Origin of the sequence: Brevundimonas sp. 1080, from assembly GCF_040545985.1 — a bacterium.
Classification (GTDB): Bacteria; Pseudomonadota; Alphaproteobacteria; order Caulobacterales; family Caulobacteraceae; genus Brevundimonas.
The window spans coordinates 48,945-72,127 of sequence record NZ_JBEPMW010000001.1 but is presented as its reverse complement, the minus strand read 5'-3'; the positions used below and the strand labels follow the sequence as shown (position 1 = coordinate 72,127).

Sequence of the window (23,183 nt, the reverse complement as noted above, 5' to 3'; positions counted from 1 at the left end):
CTCAAGGTTGGCCAAGGTTCGCTTTGATCTACGGACAGGGGCGGTGTGCGTCAAAGCGACACCAGATCGCGGCACGTCCGCGCCCAGCAGCTCGGTCGTCGTGCGAGAAAGATCAGGTATTATGGAAAGTTTTTGACCTAACGCCTTGTCTGGCCTCAGTCTTTACCCCGAGTGGCTCCGCAGGTAGGATTCGAACCTACGACCAGCCGATTAACAGTCGGCTGCTCTACCACTGAGCTACTGCGGAACATCTGCTCGGGAGGCGGGCGTATAGCAGCGGCTGTTCCGATCTTGCAATGGGAAAACGAGCCAATCGAAACGATATTTATCGACGATCCCGCAGACCCGCGTGTTGCGGCCTATCGCGATATCCGAGAGCGCGATCTGACGGGTCGTCAAGGACTGTTCGTCGCGGAAGGGGAGGTGGTGATGCGTGGACTGGCGTCGACGGCTTCGCGCTGTCGGCCCCTGTCGCTGCTGCTGGCGGAAAAACGTGTTACGGCCTTGGGCGATGTCATTACGTCTCTGCCGCCCGCGACGCCCGTCTATGTCGCAGGCCAGGCCGTGCTGGACCGGATCGCGGGTTTTGAACTGCACCGGGGCATTCTGGCCTTGGGCAAAAAGCCCGAGCCGCTGTCGATGGACGATGTGCTGGCGGATACCGCTCGGCAGGACGTGTTCGTCGTGGCCAGCGGCATCGGCAACCATGACAATGTCGGCGGCCTGTTCAGGAACGCCGCCGCGTTCGGCGCCAAGGCGGTGCTGCTTGATCCGACCTGCTGCGATCCCTTTTACCGCAAGGCGATTCGCGTTTCGGTCGGCGCGGTGCTGCGCACGCCGTTCGTCGTCGCCGGCGCGACAGACATTATCGACGCTCTGCAGCGGACCGGCGTCGAGGTCTTGGCGCTGACGCCTTCGGCGACCGAGCGGCTTTCGGACTACAGGCGCGCCGGACCGGTCGCTCTGATGCTGGGATCGGAAGGGCCGGGGCTGCCCAAGGATTTGATCGACCGTTGCCGACCGATCGGTATCGCTATGGCGGGCGGGTTCGATTCGCTGAATGTCGCGGCGACCAGTGCGGTCGCGCTACATCATCTGACGACGACGGCGCTTGATAGAAGCTGAAAACGCGAAGGCCGCCCCAAGGGGCGGCCTTCGTCCGTATCGTCGCGATGGAGGCCTGACCGGGAATCGAACCCGGGTGCAAGGATTTGCAGTCCTCTGCGTCACCACTCCGCCATCAGGCCGCTTTTTGTCCCCGATTTCTCGGGGGCGGTCATCGCGAGGGGCGTTCGCTATCAGATCGGATTGTCCGCTGCAACGCACGGACCTATAAGCGCGCGAGATTTCCTCCCGGATTATCGTTGAAGGCTGCCTACAGATGGATTTCACCGCAGAGCGCAAGGCCATGGTCGACTCGCAGGTGCGGGTGAACGACGTGACGGATCGCGCGATTCACCTGGCCATGATGGCCGTGCCGCGTGAAAAGTTCTGCGCGCCCGACCGCGCATTCGCCGCCTATTCCGAAGAACCAGTGGTGATCGCGGGCGAACGCCGCCTGATGCCGGCGCGCGACGTCGCCAAGCTGTTGCAAGCGGGCGATGCACGCGAGGGCGAGAAGGCCTTGGCCATCGCCGCGCCCTACGCCGCCGCGCTACTGGCCCGTATGGGCGTCACCGTCACGGCTCAGGAATCGGACGACGCCGTGTTCGCCGTGGTCGGCGAGGCCTTATCGGACGCGGGCGTGGCGACCGTCGTCGCGCCGCTGGCTCAGCCGACCGGCGAAGGATGGGACCTGATCATTTCCGAAGGCGGCGTCGAGAGCCTGCCCGAATCGTGGGGCGCGGCCCTGCGTCCCGGCGGCCGGATCGTCGTGGTCGAACGCCGCGGCGCCATCGGCAAGGCGGCCCTGTATGTTCAGACTCGCGAAGGCCTGTCGCGCCGCGAACTGTTTGATTCGTCGCCTGCGGTCCTTGCCGAGCTGACGCCGGCCCCCACTTTCGCGCTGTAAGACCAAAGAGACGCGCGGTTGCGACGGAAATCCCGCTCGCAACCGTGAAGAAAACTTAACTGGCGTGTGGTTCGGTCAGGCCGCAGTTACGCTTGAGAAAACATTCGGGCGTTCTTCGGAGCGTCACGCAAGGACGGACAATGTTGAAACGCTCGCGTGTGCTGGCTTCGGCCGCTGTGGTCGCTGTGATGACCGGTCTGGGCGCGCCGGCCTGGGCCGAGACGCTGCAGGACGCCATCGCCCTGGCCTATCGGACCAATCCCAACCTGCTGGCCCAGCGCGCCAACCAGCGTGCGCTGGACGAGACGGTGGTCCAGGCGCGGTCGGGCCTGCGCCCGACCATCGGCGCCTCGGCCGGCGTCGACTATACCCGCAGCGACTTCCCCGCCGTGACCCAGTTCGTCGATACGAACGGCGACGGCATACCTGATACCCAGGTCACGACCTCATCGTCCGAAACCGAAGGCGCCAATGTCGGCGTGAGCGTCAGCCAGAATGTCTGGACCGCCGGTCGCACTTCGCGCGCCATCGACCAGGCCCGCGCCAGCGTCCTGGCCGGCCGTGAGAACCTGCGTGAGATCGAGCAGTCGGTCATGCTGTCGGTGATCCAGGCCTATGTGAACGTCACCCGCGACATGGAAATTCTGCGTATCCGTCAGGAGAACCTGACGGTGCTGCAACGCCAGCTGGAAGAAACCAGCGCCCGTTTCGAGGTCGGTGAGATCACACGCACCGACGTGGCTCAGGCCGAAGCTTCGCAGGCGCAGTCCGAAGCCGATCTGGCGAATGCCCAAGCCCAGTTGTCCACGTCGCGCGCTGCCTATGCCGCCGTCGTCGGCCAATCGCCGGCCGACCTGGAAGCCGCGCCGGTCCTGCCGGAAGTGCCCAGCGACTTCGACGTCGCCATCGAGACCGCGTTGCGGCGCAATCCCGCTGTGCTCGCCGCAACCTATCAACTGCAAAGCGCCGAGGCCGCCGTTGCGGCCGCCCGTTCGGAATATCTGCCGTCGGTGCGCGCCACCGCCTCCTATGGCGGATCGACCAACGATCTGGGCGACCTCGGTGAACTGGCTGATCGCCGCAGCTTCACGGCCGGCGCCACCCTGTCCGTGCCGCTCTTCACCGGCGGTCTGAACCGCTCGCGCGTCGCCCAGGCTTTGGAGCGCGCCAACGCGGCCCAGATCGGCATCGAGGGCGAGCGCCGCACGGTGCTTCAGAACGTCAGCTCGGCCTACGCCCAAGTGCTGTCGACCCGCGCTACGGTCGCGGCCGGCACCGAAGCGGTTCGCGCTGCATCGGTCGCGGCCGAAGGCGTGCGCCAGGAAGCCCAGGTCGGCCTGCGCACCACGCTGGACGTGCTGAACCAGGAGTTGGCGCTGCGGAACGCCCAAACTTCGGTCGCCAGCGCCCGCGCCGCGGAATATGTCGCCCGCGCCTCGCTGCTGGCCGCCATGGGCCAGCTGGAAGGCCCGGCGCTGAACCCGACGATCGAGGCCTATGATCCGGCTGCGAACTACGACCAGGTCAAGGGACGCGGCGGCCTGCCGTGGGACGGCGTGATCGAGACGCTGGACCGCGTGGCCTCGCCGCCGATCGTGATCACGCCGGACACCGCCGACGCGCCGATCGACGCTCAGCTCAAGGGCGAGGTCGTGCGCACGGCGCCGCAGAACTGACCGCGTCGAATACGGACGGAAACCGCCCGTTGATTCCGACGGGCGAAGATGCGACGACAAGGCACAGGTTTCGAGCGATCCATCGTTCGGCGCCCACCCCTTCTACCCAGGCCTCGCCCAAGGTTGCGCCATGACCGATCAGTCCGCCCAGGAACCGACCATGGAAGAGATTCTGGCGTCGATTCGCCGGATCATCTCCGAAGACGAGGCCCCGGCCGAAACGCCGGCCGCCGCGATGCCGGAAGCCACGCCTGAGCCGGTTCCCGAGCCGATCGCGGCCGAAACCATCTTCGCCGCCCCGGTCGAGCCGACGCCGGAACCCGCCGCCGTCGAAGACGACGTGCTGGAACTGACCGACCGCTATGAGGCGCCGGCCGAGACCATCGGCGATCTGGACGTGGTCGAGCATTCGCCCGCGCCCTATCAGCCCGAACCGGAACCCGCGACGGCTTACGAATCGGCTCCCGAGCCGGCTCCGGCCTATGACACCCTGGTCGGCGACAGCGCCGCCGCCAGCGCGGCCTCGGCCTTTGCGGGCCTGGCCGCCAGCTTCAAGAAGCCTGAGCCGGCTCCGTCGGCCTCGGGCGACCTACCCTTCGTCAGCGGCAACACCGTCGAGGCGATGGTCGCCGAGATGCTGCGCCCGCTGTTGAAGGACTGGCTGGACGCCAACCTGCCCGGTATTGTCCAGGCGGCGGTACAAAAGGAAGTCGAACGCATCGCGCGCAGCGCCTAGCCCTTCGCTTCAGCCCAGACTAATCCGAGGGGCGGCTCCTGAAGGGGCCGCCCTTTCGCATTTTGATATGCTCATGTAGCGACGCGCCGCGCGCGGAGCGTTAGCAAGAAGAATGACGATGCTTGAGAAGACTTTCGAACCCCAGGCCGCCGAGCCCCGCCTTTACGCCCAGTGGGAAGAGAGCGGCCTGTTCGCGCCCCGCACCGACGGCGCCGCTGAGGCCTATTCGATCGTCATTCCGCCGCCCAACGTGACCGGCAGCCTGCACATCGGCCATGCGCTGAACAATACGCTGCAGGACATCCTGGCCCGCTATCACCGGATGAAGGGGAAGGCTGTGTTGTGGCTGCCCGGCACGGATCACGCCGGCATCGCCACCCAGATGGTGGTCGAGCGCCAGCTGGCCGCCGCCGGCAATATTGGCCGTCGCGACATGGGCCGCGACGCCTTCATCGAGAAAATCTGGGAATGGAAGGCCGAAAGCGGCGGAACCATCGTGCGTCAGCTGCGCCGTCTCGGCGCCTCGTGCGACTGGTCACGCGAGCGGTTCACCCTGGACGAGGGGCTCAACGCCGCCGTTCGTAAGGTCTTCGTGCAACTGCATACGGAAGGCCTGATCTACCGCGACAAGCGGCTGGTGAACTGGGACCCGCATTTCCAGACCGCCATCTCGGACCTGGAGGTCGAGCAGCGCGAAGTCGACGGCGCCTACTGGCACTTCGCCTATCCGCTGGCCGACGGCGTCACCTATGAGCATCCGATCGCCTTCGACGAGGAGGGCAAGGCGACCGAGTTCGAGATGCGCGACTTCATCGTCGTCGCCACGACCCGGCCCGAGACCATGCTGGGCGACACCGGCGTGGCGGTGCATCCGGATGACGGGCGGTATGCCGGCCTGGTCGGCAAGTTCGTGACCCTGCCGATCACCGGCCGTCGCATCCCCATCGTCGCCGACGACTATGCCGATCCGACGAAGGGTTCGGGCGCGGTGAAGATCACGCCGGCGCATGATTTCAACGACTTCGGCGTGGGCAAGCGGGCGGGCCTGCCGTCGCTGAATATCCTCGACGCTTTCGGACGCATCACCGACGTCGATACGCCCGACGTGCCCGCGGACTACCTCGGGCAAGACCGCTTCGCCGCGCGCAAGGCCATCGTCGCCCGCGCCGAGGAAGAGGGCTGGCTGCGCGAGATCGAAAAGACCAAACACGTCGTGCCGCACGGCGACCGCTCCGGCGTGGTCATCGAGCCGTGGCTGACGGACCAGTGGTACGTCGACGCCAAGGTCCTGGCCCAACCCGCGCTGCAGGCGGTGGAGCAGGGCGATACGGTTTTCGAGCCCAAGTCGTACGAGAAGATCTATTTCGAATGGCTGCGCAATATCGAGCCGTGGTGCATTTCGCGCCAGCTCTGGTGGGGGCACCGTATCCCGGCCTGGTATGGCCCGAACGGCGAAATCTATGTCGCTGAAACGGAAGAGGACGCCCGCGAACAGGCGATGGCGGACTATGATTCCGAGGTGGCCCTGACCCAGGACGAGGACGTTCTCGACACCTGGTTCTCCTCGGCCCTGTGGCCCTTCTCGACCATGGGCTGGCCCGAGAAGACCGAGGATCTGGAGCGGTTCTATCCAACCAGCGACCTGGTCACCGCGGCGGACATCATCTTCTTCTGGGTCGCCCGGATGATGATGATGGGCCAGCACTTCATGGGCGAGGCGCCGTTCAAGCGCGTCATCATCAATGGCCTCGTCCGCGACGAGAAGGGTCAGAAGATGAGCAAGTCCAAGGGGAACGTCATCGACCCTCTGGGCATCATCGACGAGCTGGGCGCCGATCCGCTGCGCTTCACCATGGCCATCCTGTCCGGCACGCGGGACATTAAACTGTCGAAACAGCGGATCGAGGGATACCGCAACTTCGGCACCAAGCTGTGGAACGCCGCGCGCTTCAGCCAGATGAACGAGGCGCGCCGGGTCGACGGCTTCGATCCCGCGAGCGTCGATCAAACGATCAACCGCTGGATCCGAGGCGAGCTGACCAAGGCCGAACGCGCGGTGTCGCAAGCCATCGAAGGCGGCCGTTTCGACGATGCGGCGGGTGCGCTCTATCGCTTCGTCTGGAACGTCTTCTGCGACTGGTATTTGGAACTGGCCAAACCGGTGTTCCAAGGCGCCGATGAAGCCGCAAAAGCCGAGACGCGGGCGATGACCGCCTGGACGCTGGACCAGACGCTGAAGCTTCTGCATCCGGTCATGCCCTTCATCACCGAGGAACTGTGGGCCGAACTGGGCAAGGAGGGCCCGGCTCGCGACGGCTTGCTGATTGGGGCCGAGTGGCCGGTTCTGCCGGACGCCTTCATCGACGCCTCGGCCGAAGCCGAGATCGGCTGGCTGGTCGATCTGGTCGGCGAGATTCGCGGTCTGCGCGCCGAGATGAACGTGCCGCCATCGGCCAAGCCGCCCCTGGCCTTTGTCGCACCCGACGCCGTGACGGCCGAGCGGATCGCCCGCCATCGCGATCTGATTCTGACCCTGGGCCGGGTGTCCGAGGTCGGTTCGGCTGACGCGGCGCCGACGGGGGCCGTGACCTTCGTGTCTGGTGGCTCGACCATCGCCTTGTCCTTGGCGGGCATCATCGATCTGACCGCCGAACGGGCCCGTCTGGAGAAGGAAATCGCCGCTTTCGACAGCGACATCGGCCATGTGAACAAGAAGCTGGGCAACCCCAACTTCGTGTCCCGCGCCGCGCCGGAAGTCGTCGACGAACAGCGCGCCAAGCTGGCCGAGGCCGAGGCAGGCAAGGTCAAGCTACAGGCGGCGCTGGCGCGTCTCAGTGAGATCGGATGACCCTCCCTCCGCTCATCCCCGCGAAAGCGGGGACCCAGCGCTTTGGGCGATCCAGCGTAGGATCGGTCTCGACGTGCATAATTCAAGGCGCGTGCTTTGCGAAAAAACTGGGTCCCCGCTTTCGCGGGGATGAGCCGAAATGAGGGGGCGAGCCGACCAGATGCTCGTCGCCAGAGGTCTGTTCGACACCCGCGCCCGCGCACGCGCCGCCATCGAGGCGGGGCGCGTCAAGGCGGGCGGTCGTCTGATCGTCAAACCGTCCGAACAGATCGCCGAGGATGCAGAGATCGACGCCCAACCCGCCCACCCTTGGGTCGGGCGCGGCGCGCTGAAGCTGGACCACGCCCTGACCCTGTGGCCCGTCCTCGTCGAGGGCAGGGTGGCGCTGGATGTCGGAGCATCGACCGGCGGCTTTACCGAGGTTTTGCTGAACCGCGGCGCGGCCAAGGTGTTCGCCGTCGACGTCGGCTTCGGCCAGATGCACACACGGGTGTCGTCCGATCCCCGCGTGGTCAATCTGGAGCGCACCGATGCGCGCGACCTGACGCCTGATCTGATCCCGCAGCCGCCGTCGCTGGTCGTCTGCGACGCCAGTTTCATCAGCCTGATCAAGGTTCTCCCGGTCGCGCTCGACCTGGCGACGCCGGGCGCGGATCTGGTCACCTTGGTCAAGCCACAGTTCGAGGCCGATGGTCCGGGCGGCGGCAAGAAGGGCGTGATCAAGGATGCGACGGCGCATGCGGCCGCCGTGGAGCGCGTGCGCGACTGGCTGGAAGCGCTGGGTTGGGCGGTTCAGGCGACAACCGAAAGCCCGATCACCGGCGGCGACGGCAATGTCGAGTTCCTGCTTTGGGCGAAGAAGCCGAGCTAGGGCCGTACCCCCAAAACGGGCTCAAACAGCTCAACGGCCGATAGCCCCCAAACGGGCTCAAATAGGCCAACGGCCGATAGCCCCCACAAACAAAGAGAAACCGCCGGAGGATTTCTCCTCCGGCGGCTCCGTCACGTCGTCGATCGACAGGGGGGCTGAAAATTAATCGACAACGCGATAGCGGCCGTACTGGTCGGGGCAGGTGCGGACGTAGCGGGTGTCCGTGCGACCATCGGGCAGACGGATCTGGCTTTCAGCCAGACGGCATCCGTCTGAATTCTGATAGGAATCGACCGGACGCGAGCGGTCGTCGTAGGAGCCGCCACGGCTGTAGGCGTAGTCGTTGCGACGATCGTAGTCGTCGTAGCGATAGCCTTGGTCGCCGGTGTAGCGATCATCGTAATAGCCGTAGCTCGGTTGGCTGTAGCCTTGGGCGTAGTAGCCATTCGAGCCATAGCTGCTCTGATAGGTGCGGCAGGCGTCCGAGCTGGATCGACCGACCTGCGACCCGACGACAGCGCCGAGCACGCCGCCCAGGATGCTGCCTTCCGTGCGTCGACCGCGTGCGGCCAGTTGCGAGCCGATGACGGCGCCCGCGCCGCCGCCGATCACCGCGCCGGCGCCGGTGCGGCCTTGGCGTTCACGCGCGCAGGGATCGTAATAGCGGCCGCTGTTATAATCATACGAGCGGCTATAGGCGCCCGTGCCGTAGTTCTGGCTGTAGCCGCTGCCATAATAGTTTTGGGCCGACGCTGTAAGCGGGGCGGCCGTGACGCCGAACGCCAGGGCGGCGACGGCGGCGATCGATGTTTTCGTGAGACGCATTTTCCAACCCTCTGAGGACCGAACGGTTTTCCGTCAAACGTTAACGGCAAAGCCTCGTGTCTCGTTGCACTAGGATTTACGACGGCGAAGCTGAACGGCAATTGATCGGTTCGTTCATCTTCGTTCATGTTCAGCGAACCTGCCGCGATGGCCCTGTGGCTTGAGCGAAGGAGGACCTGCGGCTAGAAGCCCGCCGATGGATATCCTCACCATCGACCGCGTCGGCGGCCAAGGCGACGGCGTCGCCCAGACGCGGTCCGGTCCGGTGTTCGCCGGCCTGACTTTGCCTGGGGAAACGGTGCGCGGCGTCGTCGTGGACGGGCGGCTGGAAGAGGTCGAGATCGTCACGCCCAGCCCCGACCGGATCACACCGGTCTCGCCCCAGTATGGCGACTGTGGCGGCTGCTCGCTTCAGCATTGGTCGGAAAAGCCGTATCTGGATTGGAAGCGAGAACAGGTGCGCCTGGCCCTGGCGCGCGAGCGGATCGAGACCGAGATCGAGGCGACGGTGGCGACCCCGCCGGCCAGCCGTCGCCGCCTGGCTCTTCATGCCCGTCGCGCCCAGGATGGACGCGTGGTGCTGGGCTTCAAGGCGCGCCGCTCCTGGCGGTTGGTCGAGGTGACGGCTTGTCCGGTCGCCGATCCCCGGATCGTGGCGGCTATTCCGGCGCTGACGCAGGTCGCGGCCGCCTTTTTCGAACATCCGAAGTCCGCGCCGACCCTGCACGTCACCTGGACTCTGTCGGGGCTGGACGTCGATGTGACCGGGGTCGAAAGGCGCTCGGGCGGCGGCCTGTCGGCTGACGCCCAGATGCAGGCCATTCAGGCCGCGCACCGGGCCGATCTGGCGCGCCTCAGCCTGGCGGGCGACGCCTTGGTGATGGCGCGCCAGCCCAAGGTGGCGTTTGGCCCAGCCACCGTGGCCCTGCCGGCAGGCGGATTCCTGCAAGCTGTGCCCCAGGCCGAGGCGGCGATGGTTGCGCGCGCGCTGGCGGCGGTGAAGGGCGCAAGGAAGATCGCCGATCTGTTCTGCGGCGCGGGGACCTTCACCTTCCCCTTGGCCACGGTCGCGCCGGTGATCGCAGCGGACGCATCCAAGCCAGGGATTGATGCGCTGAAGGCCGCCGTCGGTTCGGCCAGAGGGATGAAGGCCATCACGGCCGAGGCGCGCGATCTATTTCGTCGGCCTATGAATCCCTATGACCTGAAGGGATGCGACGCCATCGTGTTCGACCCGCCGCGGGCCGGCGCGATCGACCAGACGGCTCAGATCGCGGACACCAAGGCCGGCGTCGTCGTGGGCGTGTCGTGCAATCCTCAGACCTTTGCGCGTGATGCGCGGGTGTTGATCGATGCCGGTTTCCGCCTGGAGACGGTGACGCCGGTGGATCAGTTCCTGTGGTCCTCGCACGTCGAACTGGTGGGGGTTTTCACACGATGACCTTTGACGACACGAGCGAAGAAGACGGCGGCGGTTTCGACGCCGACGACTGGACGCGGTTGAAGCCGTTCACGGGCGCCGTGGCGACGCTGGACGACGTTCAGGCCCGACGCGCCGTCTTCGCCTTGGGCGATACCGACGATCCGCGTCCCATCGCCATGGACCTGCCCCAGCCGGTCATCTGGTGGGAAGAGGACGGCGAACAGGCGGCGGTGGCCGTTCAGGCCGAAAGCCATCTCGGCGCCGATGGCGAGGAGATGGAAATCCTGGGTCTGATCTTGCCGGACGGGGAGGGCGCGGTGGCCCTGATGGAGGATGTCGATCTGGTCGATGACACAGACCCCACCTGGCGCGATCTGGTCACGCGCGCCATCGATCCTTCGGCGGCAAACGACTAATTCAGAGCTGCGCCGACGCGAATAACGAAATCCGGCTGCGAGGGGATGTCGCCGTGGTCTGCTCTCGCGAACACAAGACGCTCGACGTTCACGCCTCTCGCTCGAAGATCATGAGCAAGTTTGCGGCTGAGTACGGGCGGCAGGGTCGTGTCGCGAGAGGCTTCCAGCACGACGACCTTGCCTGAATAGCCGTCCAGCGTCGCGGGCACATCCACTGCGGTCAGGGGCTCGGCCAGCTGAACGCGGACGATCGGCCGCCACAAACCCACCATGGAATTAACGGCGGCGCGGGCGGTGGGCGTGGTCGCCTCCAGCACCAGGGCGTCGGCGCGGGTGATGTGCGCGGCCTCGGCGCAGATCGGGCCACCCAGGGAATGCCCCCAGGCGATCAGCCTGCGGCCTTCGGCGTCGGCCTGGGCGCGGGCGGTCGCCGCGATGACTTCGCCTGCATCCCTGTAGGTCGCGAAGCTGGCCTGCCCGGGCGTATCGCCGGAGCCGGGATAGTCGAACATCAGCACATCGCCGAACCGGGCGAGTTCGGCCGCAACCTGTGCGCCCGAAACACCACGGCGGAATAGATTGCCGCCGCAATACAGGATCAGCGGCGCGTCGGCGCGTCCCGCCCGCACGCGGGTTGCAGCGACAGCGCCTCCCGCAAAAGGCAGCGATAGGGTTTCAGCCCCAGGAATGGCAGGGCCGGGAGCCAAAATCAGCTTCTCCGCCTGAACTCGCCTGTCGGGATAGAAGAACTGCCCTTCAGGCACACTGACGGTTAGGCAGCCGGCCAGGCTGGTGGACAGGCCAATGGCGGCAGCGGTCGCCGACAGACGTTTGATCATGACATCCCCCAAGGATTTGGGACGCTAAACCGAAGGCGGTTGATCAGGCAATCTTGTCGAGTGGCGGATCGAACAGGTCCATCTGAGGCCGGGCGTCGGCGGGCACGCGGAACTGCGATTCGTCCAGCAGGCGGTGCGGCGTGTCGAGGCCGTAGCGTTTGACGGCGGCCTTGAAACGCGTTCCGATCAGTTCGGCGACGGGGCCGGTTCCCTTCATCCGCTGAGACCAGTCGGCGTCATAATCCTTGCCGCCGCGCGTCTGGCGGATCAGCGACATGACGCGCGCGGCGCGATCCGGGCGGGCGTCGGCCAGCCATTCCCGAAACAGATCCTTGATCTCAAGCGGCAGACGGAGGGTGACATACATGGCCCGCGTGGCCCCGGCCTTGGCGGCGGCTTCCAGTATGGCTTCCAGTTCGTGATCGTTCAGACCGGGAATGACGGGGGCGAAACCGACCCCGACCGGACAACCGGCGTCCGCCAGGCGGCTGATCGCCTCCAGCCGTTTGGCGGGGGTAGAGGCGCGCGGCTCCATCGCCCGCGCCAGCCCACGATCCAGTGTGGTGATGGAGACGAAGGCCGAAGCCAGCCCCGCCTTGCCCATTGGGCCCAAAATGTCGGCGTCGCGCGCGATCAACACCGACTTGGTGATGATGCTGAATGGGTGATTGAACCGCTGCATGACCTCCAGAATGGAGCGCGTCGACTTCAGATCACGTTCGACCGGCTGATAGGGGTCGGTGTTGCCGCCTATGTGGATGCGCTTGCATCGGTATCGGGGTGCGAGGAACGCCTGTTCCAGCAGACTTGCGGCCTGGGGCTTGAAGAAGATCCGGCTCTCGAAATCCAGGCCCGGGGATAGGCCCATCCAGGCATGGGACGGACGGGCGTAACAGTAGATGCAGCCATGTTCGCAACCTTTGTACGGGTTGATGGAGCGGTCGAAGCCGATGTCCGGACTGTCGTTCCGGGCGATGATGGTGCGGGCGTGTTCAGGGGTGAGGGTGGTGCGAAGCGGCGCAGCCTCGGCGTCGTCGTGCGTCCAGCCGTCATCGAACGACTGGTGCTGCTCAGGCTCGTAGCGGCCGCTGGCATTCGAACGCGCGCCTCTTCCCTTGGCGGTTTCCATGGGAAGGACGATGCGACATCAATAGGAACAAAGCAAGAACATTTGTTCTCGCGGCTTCGGGCTCAGTCGGGGCCGATGACCATGCAGGTCACGCGACGCGCGGCCAGCGCCTCACAGGCGGACTTTGCGCCGGTTTCGGTCAGGCCGACGAAGCGCGAGCGATACCAGTCGCCGGCGGTCTGGACATTGCGCTCGGCGGTGGCGAATTGATCGCGGAAGCGGCGGTTGACCTCGGTCAGCCAATCCGTCGCCACCTTCTCTTCGCGGAAGGCGCCGACCTGCACCGCCCAGCGACCGGCTGGCGTTCTGGGCGCGGCGCGGGCGGGTTCCCGCGTTACGGACGACGCCGAGCGACGGGGCGTGGTGGACGGCGCGACAGCAGCATTGGCCGGCGCGCCGTTCAGCGAAGCGGTGACATTGCGGGGCGCACGCGGAGCGGCGGAGGCGGCCGGCGCCGAACCAATGGGCGGCAGCGTCGCGGCGGCCCGCTGGCTGGCTGCGCGCTCCGACGGGGCAGGCGCGACACGCGTCGGCAGGGCGGCGGGTGCCCGTGCGGCCGTATAGGCGACAGCGGTGGATTCCGCGCCGACGCCGTCCTCGTCGTCATTGACCGAAGCATAGGCGATCGGGGCGTCGGCGATCGCCGATCCGACGCCGAACCCGCGCTGCTCGAAGAAGGTCTGCGCCACCTGGATCCTCTCGCCCTGGGCGCGGCGGCGCTCGACCTCGAACCCGGTGTCCATCAGCTCGGCGACGTGGGCGTTGCGGCTGGCTGTCGAACGGCCGCCCAGGACCACGGTGATCAGGCGTCGTCCGTCACGCACGGCCGAGGCGGCGAGGTTGTAGCCAGAGGCGTTGGTGTAGCCGGTCTTCATCCCGTCATAGCCGCGCCCGGTCGGCAGCAGGCCATTGGTGTTGCGATAGTTGCGGCCGTTGTAGGCCCAATCGTGAAGGCCGAAGTAGCTGTAATACTGGGGGAAATCACGCATGATCGCGCGCGCCAGAATGGCCTGGTCGCGCGCGGAGGTCACCTGACGTGCGTCCGGCAGGCCGTTTGCGGTGTAGTAGCGCGTCTGGGTCATGCCCAGCTGCGCGGCCTTCTGCGTCATCATATTGGTGAAGCGGGCTTCCGATCCGCCGATGTGCTCGCCGATGGCCAGAGCCATGTCGTTGGCCGACCGCACGGCGGTGGCGCGCATGGCGTTGTCCAAGGTGATGGTCTGACCGGCGGCCAGGCCCAACTTCGAGGGCGGCTGGGACGCGGCGCGCGGCGAGATCGTCAGCACGTCGTTCACATTGGCCTTGCCCTGAGACAGCGCCTCGAACGTCAGATACAGCGTCATCATCTTGGTCAGGGACGCTGGATAGCGGCGGCTGTCGGCGTTCCGCGCGAACAGAACCTCGCCCGTGGCGGCGTCGATCACGATGGCGGCGTAGCGGCTGTTCTCCTGGGCCGAGTAGGCGGTCTGGGCCTCGATCGGCCTGACGTTCGCGCCCAGAACCAGCGAAAGCGCGAGGACGGCGAACAGGCCACGGCGGAGAAAAGCGATCATGGGCGGGACAACCCCTCTGTGAGCAGGGTGCGACAGGCCCCCCGGCCGTCACGAACAAACAGCTAGCATAGGAAGCACGGGTTTCGTGGTGGTTAACCGCTCGTCAACGCAAATTTGACCGGCCGATCAAGGTTATCGTCGATCATATTGTGCATTGCACAAAACGCTTGAAAAACCTTCGCACTTGCAGCATATTGTGGGTCTGCGAGATCCTCTCGCGTCATTATTTCCGCCCTCAGGTCCGTCCCCAAGGGCCTTCTACCGGAGAGACGATCATGGCCGACGCCGCTGAAACCGTGAAGAAAACCGCCGACCAAGCCACCGCCGCTGCGACTTCGGCCGCCGCCAAGGTCAAGGCGCAAGCCGAAACCATGCAGGCCGCCGGCACGCAGGCCTTCCGTGAAGGCATCGACAAGTCGACGGCCTCGATGGCCGAGCTGAACGCGCACAGCAAGAAGACGCTGGAAGCCATGGTCGAGTCGGTCACCGTCGCCCAGAAGGGCGCCGAGGCCCTGTCGCAACAGGCGCTGGGCTTCGCCAAGTCCTCGTGGGAAGACGGCGTCGCCGCGTCCAAGGAACTGTCGACCGCCCGTTCGGTGCAGGAGTTCTTCGAGCTCCAGACCGCCTGGGCCAAGAAGTCGATGGAGCGCTATGTCGCCGAGCTGACCAAGACGAACGAGATCGTCACCGCCACGGTCAAGGACAGCATCAAGCCGATCAACGAGCGCGTCACCGCCTCGGTCGAAACCTTCCAGGCCGCGCGCTAATCCCGCGAACCACCCGAAGAATCGAGAAGGCCCCGGGGTTCGCTCCGGGGCCTTTTTGCTGTCAGGGCAGGGCGGAATGGTCGTAGCTGAAGACACGCGCCAGCTTCCACTCGGTCCCCTCCTGTTTCCACATCTGCGTGAAGCGGGCGCGACCGACGCGCCGTTCGGGGCCATCGCCCTGTCGCTCGTAGAAGACGTGTTCGCCCGTTTCGACGGCGCCGTAGTTGTTGATGGGATAGACGGCCAGACCGTCCCGCAGAGCCTCGCGCCGGGTTCGCCAAGCGTCCGGCGCGCTGCGGTCCTGGCAGCGGGCGGCGTATTGTGCGACAAAGCTGTCGGCGTCGGTGGCCACGCGTCCGCCGCGATCGTCGAAAAACTCGAAGTCATCGGTCAGCATGGCCCGAAGTCCGGCGGGATCGCAGCCTTCGAAGAAGACAGCGAAAAGTGTGGCGTCGGCCGCCATGACGGCGGTTTCCAGCGGCGTGGGCTGGGCGAAGGCGGCGAGCGAAAGGGCGGCGACGAGGGCGGCGGGCATGGCGATCGGGAGCTGTTCAACTGAGGCGCTCAACCTGAGCCGTTGAACTTCTGTGATCACGTGAAATCTTTGTCAGACGCCCTTCACGAAAGCCGTGACTGGACGCCGCTTCAATTCAGGCCATCATTCCCTATCTGAGAGCCAAGACGACTCCCCGATTACGGAACACGAATGCCCATACAAAGGCCCGGTGAGACCGGCGGCGGTCAAGGAACCGCTGTCGTCACCGAAACAAAGCCGAAGCTGCAAAAGCCCTCGCTCTATCGAGTGCTGATTCTGAACGACGATTATTCGCCGATGGAATTCGTCGTCTATGTGCTGGAGCGGTTCTTCCAGAAGAGCCGGGAAGAGGCCACCCGCATCATGCTGCATGTGCATCAGCATGGCGTCGGCGTCTGCGGCGTCTTCACCTACGAAGTCGCCGAGACCAAGGTCGCGCAGGTCATCGAGACGGCGCGCCGCCACCAGCACCCTTTGCAATGCACGATGGAAAAGGACTGAGAGGAGCCTCCCTATGCCTTCATTTTCCCGTCCTCTCGAAGAAACCCTGCACCGCGCGGTGGGATACGCCAATGCGCGCAGGCACGAGTATGCGACGCTCGAGCACCTGCTGCTCGCGCTGATCGACGATCCCGATGCGACCGGCGTCATGCAGGCCTGCAACGTCGATCTGTCGGCGTTGAAAGCGGCGCTGACCCTCTATGTCGACAACGACTTGGCCGCCCTGGCCACCAGCGACGGCGAGGACGCCAAGCCGACCGCCGGCTTCCAGCGCGTGATCCAGCGCGCGGTGATCCACGTCCAGTCGTCCGGCCGCGAGGAAGTGTCCGGCGCCAACGTGCTGGTCGCCATCTTCTCCGAGCGCGAGAGCCACGCCGCCTACTTCCTGCAAGAGCAGGACATGACGCGCTATGACGCGGTCAACTTTATCGCTCACGGCATCGCCAAGAAGGCGGGCGCCAACGAGGCGCGTCCGGCCAAGGGCGCTTCGCCCGAAGAGGCCGAGGATGCTTCCGCCGTCAAACAGGGCGGCGAGGCGCTGGAAGCCTATTGCGTCGACCTCAACGAGAAGTCGCGCCAGGGCAAGGTCGATCCCCTGATCGGTCGTCAGGCCGAGGTGGATCGCTCGATCCAGATCCTGTGCCGTCGGACCAAGAACAACCCGCTTCTGGTGGGCGACCCCGGCGTCGGCAAGACCGCCATCGCCGAAGGTCTGGCCCGCAAGATCGTCAACGGCGAAGTGCCCGACGTCCTGAAGGACGCTACCATCTATTCGCTCGATATGGGCGCGTTGCTGGCCGGCACCCGCTATCGCGGCGACTTCGAGGAACGCCTGAAACAGGTGGTCAAGGAACTGGAGAACCACGACAACGCCGTGCTCTTCATCGACGAGATCCACACGGTGATCGGCGCGGGCGCCACCTCGGGCGGGGCGATGGATGCGTCGAACCTGCTGAAACCGGCCCTGGCGTCCGGCACCCTGCGCTGCATGGGATCGACGACCTACAAGGAATATCGCCAGCACTTCGAGAAGGACCGCGCCCTGGTGCGTCGCTTCCAGAAGATCGACGTCAACGAGCCGACGGTCGAGGATACGGTGAAAATCCTGAAGGGTCTGAAGACCTACTACGAGCAGCACCACAAGGTCCGCTACACCGACAGCGCCGTACGCACGGCGGTGGAGCTGTCAGCGCGCTACATGACCGACCGCAAACTGCCGGACAAGGCGATCGACGTGATCGACGAGGCCGGGGCGTCGCAGATGCTGCTAACCGAATCCAAGAGGAAGAAGGTCATCGGCCAGAAGGAGGTCGAGGCCGTCATCGCCAAGATGGCCCGCATCCCGGCCAAGTCGGTGTCCAAGTCCGACACCGAAAGCCTGCGCGAACTGGAAACCGACCTGAAGCGCGCCGTCTTCGGCCAGGAACAGGCCATCGAACAGGTGTCGGCGGCCATGAAGTTGGCGCGGGCGGGTCTTCGTGATCCGAACAAGCCGATCGGCAGCTTCCTGTTCAGCGGCCCGACCGGCGTCGGCAAGACCGAGGTCGCCAAGCAACTCGCCGCGACCCTGGGCATCGAGATGCAACGCTTCGACATGTCGGAATATATGGAGCGCCATACGGTCAGCCGTCTGATCGGCGCGCCTCCCGGCTATGTCGGCCATGACCAGGGCGGGCTTCTGACCGACGCCGTCGATCAGCATCCGCACGCTGTCGTGCTGCTGGACGAGATCGAGAAGGCGCACCCGGATGTCTACAACATCCTGCTTCAGGTGATGGACAACGGCATGCTGACCGATGCGGTCGGCAAGAAGGTCGATTTCAGGAACGTCATCCTGATCATGACGACCAACGCCGGGGCCGCCGACAACGCCCGCGCCTCCATCGGATTCGGCCGGGGCAAGGTCGAGGGCGAGGATGACAAGGCCATCCAGCGCCTGTTCGCGCCGGAGTTCCGCAATCGCCTGGACGCCATCGTGGCCTTCAAACCGTTGCAGGCCGACACGATCCGCTCGGTGGTGACCAAGTTCGTCCTTCAGCTGGAAGCCCAGCTGGCGGACCGCAACATCACCATCGAACTGACCGACGAAGCCGCCGACTGGCTGGCCAAGAACGGCTTCGACGAACTGTATGGCGCGCGTCCGCTGGCGCGGGTCATCCAGGACTCGATCAAGAAGCCGCTGGCCGACGACATCCTGTTCGGACGCCTGACGCGCGGTGGACACGTCAGGGTCCAGCTGAAGGACGGCAAGATCGACTTCGACATCACGAGCGCCAGCGCGCCCGCGAAGGCCGAGGAAGAAGAGACGGCCTGATCCTTAAAATGGTGATGGCGAAAGGCCCGGCTGGCAGCAGCCGGGCCTTTTTCTATGCCTGCTTGTAGGGCGACAGTTCTTCGGTCATCGCCCGCATCTGCGCTGCGACAGCCGGGCGTTCGCCGTCCAGATAGCGGGCGACGGGATCGCGCAGGGCGGGGTCGGCGATGAAATGGGCGGAATAGACGGGGGAGGGCAGGTAGCCGCGCGCGATCTTATGGTCGCCTTGGGCCCCGGCTTCGACGCGGGACAGGCCACGCGAAATGGCGAACTCGATGGCCTGATAATAGCAAAGCTCGAAATGCAGGAACGGCACGTCTTCCAGCGTGCCCCACTGACGACCGTAAAGGGCGTCGCGGCCGATGAAGTTCAGGGCGCCGGCGATGGGCGTCTCATCCCGAAACGCCATGACCAGGGCGATCCGGTCGGCCAAGGTGGCCCCGACGCGGCTGAAGAAGTCGCGCGTCAGATAGGGCCGACCCCACTTGCGCGAGCCTGTGTCCATGTAGAAGGCGAAGAAGGCGTCCCAGTGGTCCTCGGTGATGTCGGCGCCGGTTAGGACGCGGATATCCAGATCGGCCTGAGCGTCGCGGCGCTCGCGCTTGATGGTCTTGCGGCGGTTGGCCGACAGGGCGGCCAGGAAATCGTCGAAGGTCCGGTAGCCGTTATTGCGCCAGATGAACTGGATGTCCTGGCGCGGCAGCAGGTCCGCCTCGATCATGGCCGACCATTCCGGCTCGGTCGGGAAGTTGACGTGCAGAGAGGAGACGCCCAGCCGTTCGACCAAGGTCACCGCCCCCTGGATCAGGGCCTGACGCACCGTCGCGGCGTCGGTCTCGGGATGGTTCAGGAAGCGCGGGCCGGTCGCGGGCGTAAAGGGCACGGCGCCCAGCAGCTTGGGATAATACCGGCCGCCGGCCCGTTCGTAAGCGTCGGCCCAGCTGTGGTCGAAGACATATTCGCCTTGGCTGTTGCCCTTCAGATAGAGGGGCATGACGCCCAATACCGCGTTGTCTTCACCCCTCAGGGCCAGGTGGCGTGGGGCCCAGCCCTGGCGCGGCGCGGCGCTGCCCGAGGCCTCGCACGCGTGCAGGAAATCATAGGAGACAAAGGGTTCGCCGGTGGGCAGCGCGCACGCGTCCCAGGCCTCTCGGCCGATGTCGGCGATCCCTTCGTGAACCGAGATCTGAAAGATCAGCGGATCTCCACGATCGCATCGATCTCGACGGCGAAGCCGAGCGGCAGTTTGTACACGCCGACGGCCGAGCGGGCGTGCTTGCCTGCATCGCCGAAGACCTCGACCATCATGTCCGAGCAGCCGTTGATGACGGCGGGAATGGCGGTGAAGTCGGGGCCGGCCTGAACGAAGCCGCCCAGTTTCACGATGCGGACCACCCGGTCCAGATCGCCATCGCAGGCTGCCTTGATCTGGGCGATCAGGTTCAGACCACACAGACGAGCGGCTTCTAGCGCCTGCTCCGGCGTCACGTCCACGCCGACCGTGCCCTTGATCCCGCCGTTTGCGTCGTTCGACAGCTGGCCCGAGATGGTGACCTGATTGCCCGAGCGGACATAGGAGACATAGCTGGCCACCGGCTTGGCGGGTTCCGGCAGGGTGAGGCCGAGTTCGGCGATGCGGGCTTCGATGCTCATGGGGGCTCCTGTTTATCTGGGCGCGGTTTAGCGCGGGGCAAGGGCGGCGTCACCCGTTCGGCGCGCTTTAAAGGTTCGCCAACCGCGCCGTGTCATAGTGCGGTCATGGATATGCACCTGACCCCCGACGTCGCCGCCTTCCATGCCGTGCTGGCCCGGTTGTCTCCTGAAAACCGCTCGCGTGTGGACGCCGCCGTGATCCCGGCCGCGCAAAAGGCCGCCGAGGCGGCGCCGCATTGGGACTTCGAAATGCCGGCCAAGGCGGTGGATGCGCTGTTGGGCTCTGATGCCTCCGACGATGTGCGTCGCGGCCTGGTCGCCGCCTGGGCGCTGCAACTGCCCGACCGAGCAGCGGCGATGAATCTGCCGGCCGAGGTCATGGCCCTCTATCCCTACTGGATCGAACAGTTGGCGGGGTTTCTGGACAAGGCCGAGGGCGACTATGTTTTCGACCACTGGTCCAAGGACGTGCGTTTCACCCTGGCGCTCAGCGTGCCGGGCGCGAAAAGTCAGGTGATCGACCTGTCGTCGCCGGTCGGGCCGGGCCAGATCGTCAAACACGTCCGCGACGGCTGGGGCGTCAAACCGTTGTTCCGCTATCTGGCGGCGGGCGCCAAGCGCGAGCCTTGGCTGGAGGTTCACACAGAGAGCCGCTGGTTGCGCGGCTTCAACGAGGACGGCTGGAACGAGGCCTGGGCGACGGCGGCGGAGCTGTGCCGCGCACGGCCGGGACTGGCCGGCATGATCGGCTCCAGCTGGTTCTACGACCCGCCCCTGACCGAGATCAGCCCGCGACTTGCGCACCTGCGGCTCAACCCGCTGAAGGGTGGCGCCTTCATGGTCCATCAAGGGCCGGGCGAGATCCACACCGAGCGGGCCGGGACGGCCTCGGCGTCGAGGAAGGCGCTGATCGACAGCGGCGAATACACCGCCCGATCATGGCTGATGATCTGGCCCCGCAAGGAGCTGATCGCCTGGGCGGACCGGCGCAAGGCCGCCTGATCCCTCAGGCTGTCGCCATCCGCCACGCCGCCGCGACCGGCTGAATGTCCAGGTCGGCCGCCCTGGCCAGTCTGATCAACCGATCGATGTCCTCCGGGCGGCAACCATACGGCGTCGGCGCGTCGCTGACGTCGTGGCCGTAGCCGATCAGCCAGCCTTTGGACGAAGCCGTCTCCGAAACCAGCGCCTCCAGGTCGTAGCCGGGCAGGCGACGGCTCTCCAGGCCGATGGCCTGCAGCAGGTTGCGATCCGAACGTCCGGCGTTGATCCCGTCGCGGACGCCGCGCCCGCACAGGAAGCGTCTGTCGATCACGGCTTTCGATCCCAAGGCGCAATCGCCGAAGGGATAGGCGAAGGTCTGCATTTCGTACCCGTCCAGCCGTTCGGCCACCCAGGCGGCGTTGCGAGCAAGGCTGGCGTCCAGTTCGGCCGGCGACAGGTTCAGGGTCGAGACATGCTCATAGGTGTGGCATCCGACTTCGTGCCCGGCCTCATGGAGGGCTTGAAGGTGCTCCACCTCAAACTGGGGCAGGTCCAGATTGCGACCGCCCGACAGGCCGCCGCAGACATAGTAGGTCGCCTTGACCCCGTGCTGAGCCAGGATCGGTCCGGCCTCGGTCCAAGCCGATGCCGGGATGTCGTCGAACGACAGGCTGAGGACGCCCCGCGCAGGTCGCACGTCGGCAGGACGGACATCGAGATAGCGGCCGGCGCGGCGACGCATCTTGTCGAAAAAGGCGCTCATGCGTGCCTTGTCGCACGACGGGCTTAAGGCCGGGTTTCAGACCATGACGGGTTGGGTGGTCAGACCGCGCACGCCGAAGACACGGCGATAGCGTTCGATCTCGCCGGGATCGCCGACCGCTTTCGCCGGATTGTCCGACAGTTTGACGGCGGGGCGACCGCCGGCCTCGACCACCTTGCAGACAAGGGAGATCGGCTCCAGTTCGGGCGCAAACGCGGGCGAACAGTCGCGGAAGTCGTTGGTCAGGTTGGTGCCCCAGCCGAAGCTGAGACGCGCGCGACCGTGGAAATGGGCGTGGGTGGCCTCGATGCCGTCGATGTCCATGCCGTCGGAAAAGATCAGCAGCTTCTCTTTCGGGTCGCGCCCATGCGCGCGCCACCAGTCGATCAGGCGGTCGCCGGCCGGGATCGGTGGGGCCGAGTCGGGACGGAACCCGGTCCAGTCCGCCACCCAATCGGGCGCCTGCTCCAGAAACGCCTCGGTGCCGAAAGCGTCGGGCAGGACGATCAGCAGATTGCCCGCATAGTGCCTGCGCCATTCGTCCAGCACCGCATACGGCACCTGGGCCAACGCCGCGTCGTCAGGCGCCAAGGCCGCCATCACCATCGGCAGTTCGTGGCCGTTGGTGCCGATGGCTTCCAGATCGTTCTCCATGGCGTGCAGGACGTTGGACGTGCCGATGAAGGATTTGCCCAGCCCCTCCTTAAGCGCCTGAATGCACCAGCGTTGCCACAGGAAGCCGTGCCGCCGCCGCGTGCCGAAATCCGACAGGGCGAGGTCGGGCAAGAGCCGCAGCCGCTCGACCTTGGACCACAGCCGCGTCTTGGCGCGCGAATACAGGATGTCCAGCTCGAACCGGCCCAGCCGCCGCATCCCGACCCGGCAGCGCAGCTCGTTCAGGATCGCCAGCGCCGGGATTTCCCACAGCGTCACCTCGGCCCAGGCGCCCGAGAAGGTCAGGACATACTGCCCGTTTTGAACCGACAGGTCGTAGTCGGGCAGACGATAATCGGTCAGCCAGGCGATGAAATCGGGCGAGAAAATCTGCTTCACGCCATAAAAGCTGTTGCCCGCCAGCCAGACCAATTCCTTGTTGGTGAAGCGCAAGGTGCGGGCGTGATCCAGTTGCTCGCGCAGGGCGTCGATATCGATCTCGTCGGCCAGACGCACGGTCTTGGTGCGGTTGATGACCTGGAAGACGACCGGAACGTCGCGATGCTCGCGCCAGATCATCTGCAGCATCAGCAGTTTGTAGAAGTCCGTGTCCAGCAGGCTGCGGACGATCGGGTCCAGGCGAAAGCCATGGTCATAAGCGCGTTTGGCGAGATCCATGCCCTGT

Annotated in this window: 21 protein-coding genes and 2 tRNA genes; 12 read left to right on the top strand and 11 right to left on the bottom strand. The window is 65.7% G+C overall.

Annotated elements, in window-relative coordinates; genetic code table 11:
- Positions 1-172: 172 nt before the first annotated feature.
- A tRNA-Asn gene (locus ABIC32_RS00340) sits at positions 173-247 on the bottom strand.
- Between the two features lie 65 nt (positions 248-312).
- Between ABIC32_RS00340 and ABIC32_RS00335 the strand changes: the two genes are divergently transcribed.
- Complete coding sequence (locus tag ABIC32_RS00335) at positions 313-1,125, top strand: TrmH family RNA methyltransferase (RefSeq protein WP_354072913.1); 813 nt, start codon at positions 313-315, stop codon at positions 1,123-1,125.
- A 48-nt stretch (positions 1,126-1,173) separates the two neighbouring features.
- On the opposite strand, the gene ABIC32_RS00330 is transcribed toward ABIC32_RS00335, so the two are convergent.
- Positions 1,174-1,247 (bottom strand) — tRNA-Cys (locus ABIC32_RS00330).
- A 134-nt stretch (positions 1,248-1,381) separates the two neighbouring features.
- Here ABIC32_RS00330 and ABIC32_RS00325 point away from each other — a divergent pair.
- The 5 genes from ABIC32_RS00325 (at position 1,382) to ABIC32_RS00305 (ending at position 8,142) form a co-directional block, all read left to right on the top strand.
- Positions 1,382-2,011 carry a protein-L-isoaspartate O-methyltransferase family protein gene (locus tag ABIC32_RS00325; protein WP_354071552.1) on the top strand — a complete coding sequence of 210 codons (630 nt, stop codon included), beginning with the start codon at positions 1,382-1,384 and terminating at the stop codon, positions 2,009-2,011.
- Positions 2,012-2,151: 140 nt separating this feature from the next.
- The gene (locus ABIC32_RS00320; RefSeq protein WP_354071550.1) at positions 2,152-3,687 is read left to right on the top strand and encodes a TolC family outer membrane protein; all 1,536 of its coding nucleotides are present in this window, start codon (positions 2,152-2,154) and stop codon (positions 3,685-3,687) included.
- Between the two features lie 130 nt (positions 3,688-3,817).
- Positions 3,818-4,423: a DUF2497 domain-containing protein gene (locus ABIC32_RS00315; RefSeq protein ID WP_354071548.1), complete on the top strand. Its 606-nt coding sequence runs from the start codon at positions 3,818-3,820 to the stop codon at positions 4,421-4,423.
- A gap of 118 nt (positions 4,424-4,541) precedes the next feature.
- Positions 4,542-7,271 (top strand): valine--tRNA ligase, encoded by a 2,730-nt coding sequence (locus tag ABIC32_RS00310; protein ID WP_354071546.1) that lies wholly within the window; start codon positions 4,542-4,544, stop codon positions 7,269-7,271.
- A gap of 160 nt (positions 7,272-7,431) precedes the next feature.
- Positions 7,432-8,142 (top strand): TlyA family RNA methyltransferase, encoded by a 711-nt coding sequence (locus tag ABIC32_RS00305; RefSeq protein WP_354071544.1) that lies wholly within the window; start codon positions 7,432-7,434, stop codon positions 8,140-8,142.
- A 162-nt stretch (positions 8,143-8,304) separates the two neighbouring features.
- On the opposite strand, the gene ABIC32_RS00300 is transcribed toward ABIC32_RS00305, so the two are convergent.
- Positions 8,305-8,967, bottom strand: a complete 663-nt coding sequence (locus ABIC32_RS00300; RefSeq protein ID WP_354071542.1) for a YMGG-like glycine zipper-containing protein — start codon at positions 8,965-8,967, stop codon at positions 8,305-8,307.
- Positions 8,968-9,163: 196 nt separating this feature from the next.
- On the opposite strand from ABIC32_RS00300, the gene ABIC32_RS00295 reads away from it, so the two are divergent.
- Positions 9,164-10,408, top strand: a complete 1,245-nt coding sequence (locus ABIC32_RS00295) for a class I SAM-dependent RNA methyltransferase (RefSeq protein WP_307511819.1) — start codon at positions 9,164-9,166, stop codon at positions 10,406-10,408.
- Entirely contained in the window at positions 10,405-10,806 is a 402-nt protein-coding gene (locus ABIC32_RS00290; protein ID WP_354071539.1) for a hypothetical protein, read from the top strand. Before ABIC32_RS00295 ends, ABIC32_RS00290 begins: the two co-directional genes overlap by 4 nt.
- Here ABIC32_RS00290 and ABIC32_RS00285 read toward each other — a convergent pair.
- The 3 genes from ABIC32_RS00285 to ABIC32_RS00275 all read right to left on the bottom strand — a co-directional run bounded on the left by ABIC32_RS00285 (position 10,803) and on the right by ABIC32_RS00275 (position 14,327).
- Positions 10,803-11,645: an alpha/beta hydrolase family protein gene (locus tag ABIC32_RS00285; protein WP_354071537.1), complete on the bottom strand. Its 843-nt coding sequence runs from the start codon at positions 11,643-11,645 to the stop codon at positions 10,803-10,805. The genes ABIC32_RS00290 and ABIC32_RS00285 overlap by 4 nt on opposite strands.
- A gap of 43 nt (positions 11,646-11,688) precedes the next feature.
- On the bottom strand, positions 11,689-12,774 hold the full coding sequence (locus ABIC32_RS00280; RefSeq protein WP_295245904.1) for a PA0069 family radical SAM protein: 1,086 nt from the start codon (positions 12,772-12,774) through the stop codon (positions 11,689-11,691).
- Between the two features lie 62 nt (positions 12,775-12,836).
- Complete coding sequence (locus tag ABIC32_RS00275; RefSeq protein ID WP_354071535.1) at positions 12,837-14,327, bottom strand: serine hydrolase; 1,491 nt, start codon at positions 14,325-14,327, stop codon at positions 12,837-12,839.
- 275 nt (positions 14,328-14,602) lie between these two features.
- Here ABIC32_RS00275 and ABIC32_RS00270 point away from each other — a divergent pair, with 275 nt between their 5' ends.
- The gene (locus tag ABIC32_RS00270) at positions 14,603-15,094 is read left to right on the top strand and encodes a phasin family protein (RefSeq protein WP_082465129.1); all 492 of its coding nucleotides are present in this window, start codon (positions 14,603-14,605) and stop codon (positions 15,092-15,094) included.
- A gap of 61 nt (positions 15,095-15,155) precedes the next feature.
- Here the strand turns inward: ABIC32_RS00270 and ABIC32_RS00265 are convergent, their stop codons facing one another.
- Positions 15,156-15,629: a nuclear transport factor 2 family protein gene (locus ABIC32_RS00265; protein ID WP_165116080.1), complete on the bottom strand. Its 474-nt coding sequence runs from the start codon at positions 15,627-15,629 to the stop codon at positions 15,156-15,158.
- 171 nt (positions 15,630-15,800) lie between these two features.
- On the opposite strand from ABIC32_RS00265, the gene clpS reads away from it, so the two are divergent.
- Positions 15,801-16,130 carry an ATP-dependent Clp protease adapter ClpS gene (gene clpS, locus ABIC32_RS00260; RefSeq protein WP_017504641.1) on the top strand — a complete coding sequence of 110 codons (330 nt, stop codon included), beginning with the start codon at positions 15,801-15,803 and terminating at the stop codon, positions 16,128-16,130.
- Between the two features lie 13 nt (positions 16,131-16,143).
- Positions 16,144-18,444: an ATP-dependent Clp protease ATP-binding subunit ClpA gene (gene clpA, locus ABIC32_RS00255; protein ID WP_066623019.1), complete on the top strand. Its 2,301-nt coding sequence runs from the start codon at positions 16,144-16,146 to the stop codon at positions 18,442-18,444.
- Between the two features lie 52 nt (positions 18,445-18,496).
- Here the strand turns inward: clpA and ABIC32_RS00250 are convergent, their stop codons facing one another.
- Positions 18,497-19,642, bottom strand: coding sequence for a GNAT family N-acetyltransferase (locus ABIC32_RS00250; protein WP_354072911.1), 1,146 nt, complete (start codon positions 19,640-19,642; stop codon positions 18,497-18,499).
- On the bottom strand, positions 19,639-20,097 hold the full coding sequence (locus tag ABIC32_RS00245; protein ID WP_017504644.1) for a RidA family protein: 459 nt from the start codon (positions 20,095-20,097) through the stop codon (positions 19,639-19,641). Before ABIC32_RS00245 ends, ABIC32_RS00250 begins: the two co-directional genes overlap by 4 nt.
- Before the next feature lie 105 nt (positions 20,098-20,202).
- Here ABIC32_RS00245 and ABIC32_RS00240 point away from each other — a divergent pair, with 105 nt between their 5' ends.
- Positions 20,203-21,099 (top strand): hypothetical protein, encoded by an 897-nt coding sequence (locus ABIC32_RS00240; protein ID WP_354071532.1) that lies wholly within the window; start codon positions 20,203-20,205, stop codon positions 21,097-21,099.
- A gap of 4 nt (positions 21,100-21,103) precedes the next feature.
- Here the strand turns inward: ABIC32_RS00240 and ABIC32_RS00235 are convergent, their stop codons facing one another.
- Together ABIC32_RS00235 and pncB are read right to left on the bottom strand one after the other, a co-directional pair.
- Entirely contained in the window at positions 21,104-21,844 is a 741-nt protein-coding gene (locus ABIC32_RS00235; RefSeq protein WP_295234642.1) for a polysaccharide deacetylase family protein, read from the bottom strand.
- 36 nt (positions 21,845-21,880) lie between these two features.
- Entirely contained in the window at positions 21,881-23,176 is a 1,296-nt protein-coding gene (pncB, locus tag ABIC32_RS00230) for a nicotinate phosphoribosyltransferase (protein ID WP_354071530.1), read from the bottom strand.
- Between the last annotated feature and the right edge of the window lie 7 nt (positions 23,177-23,183).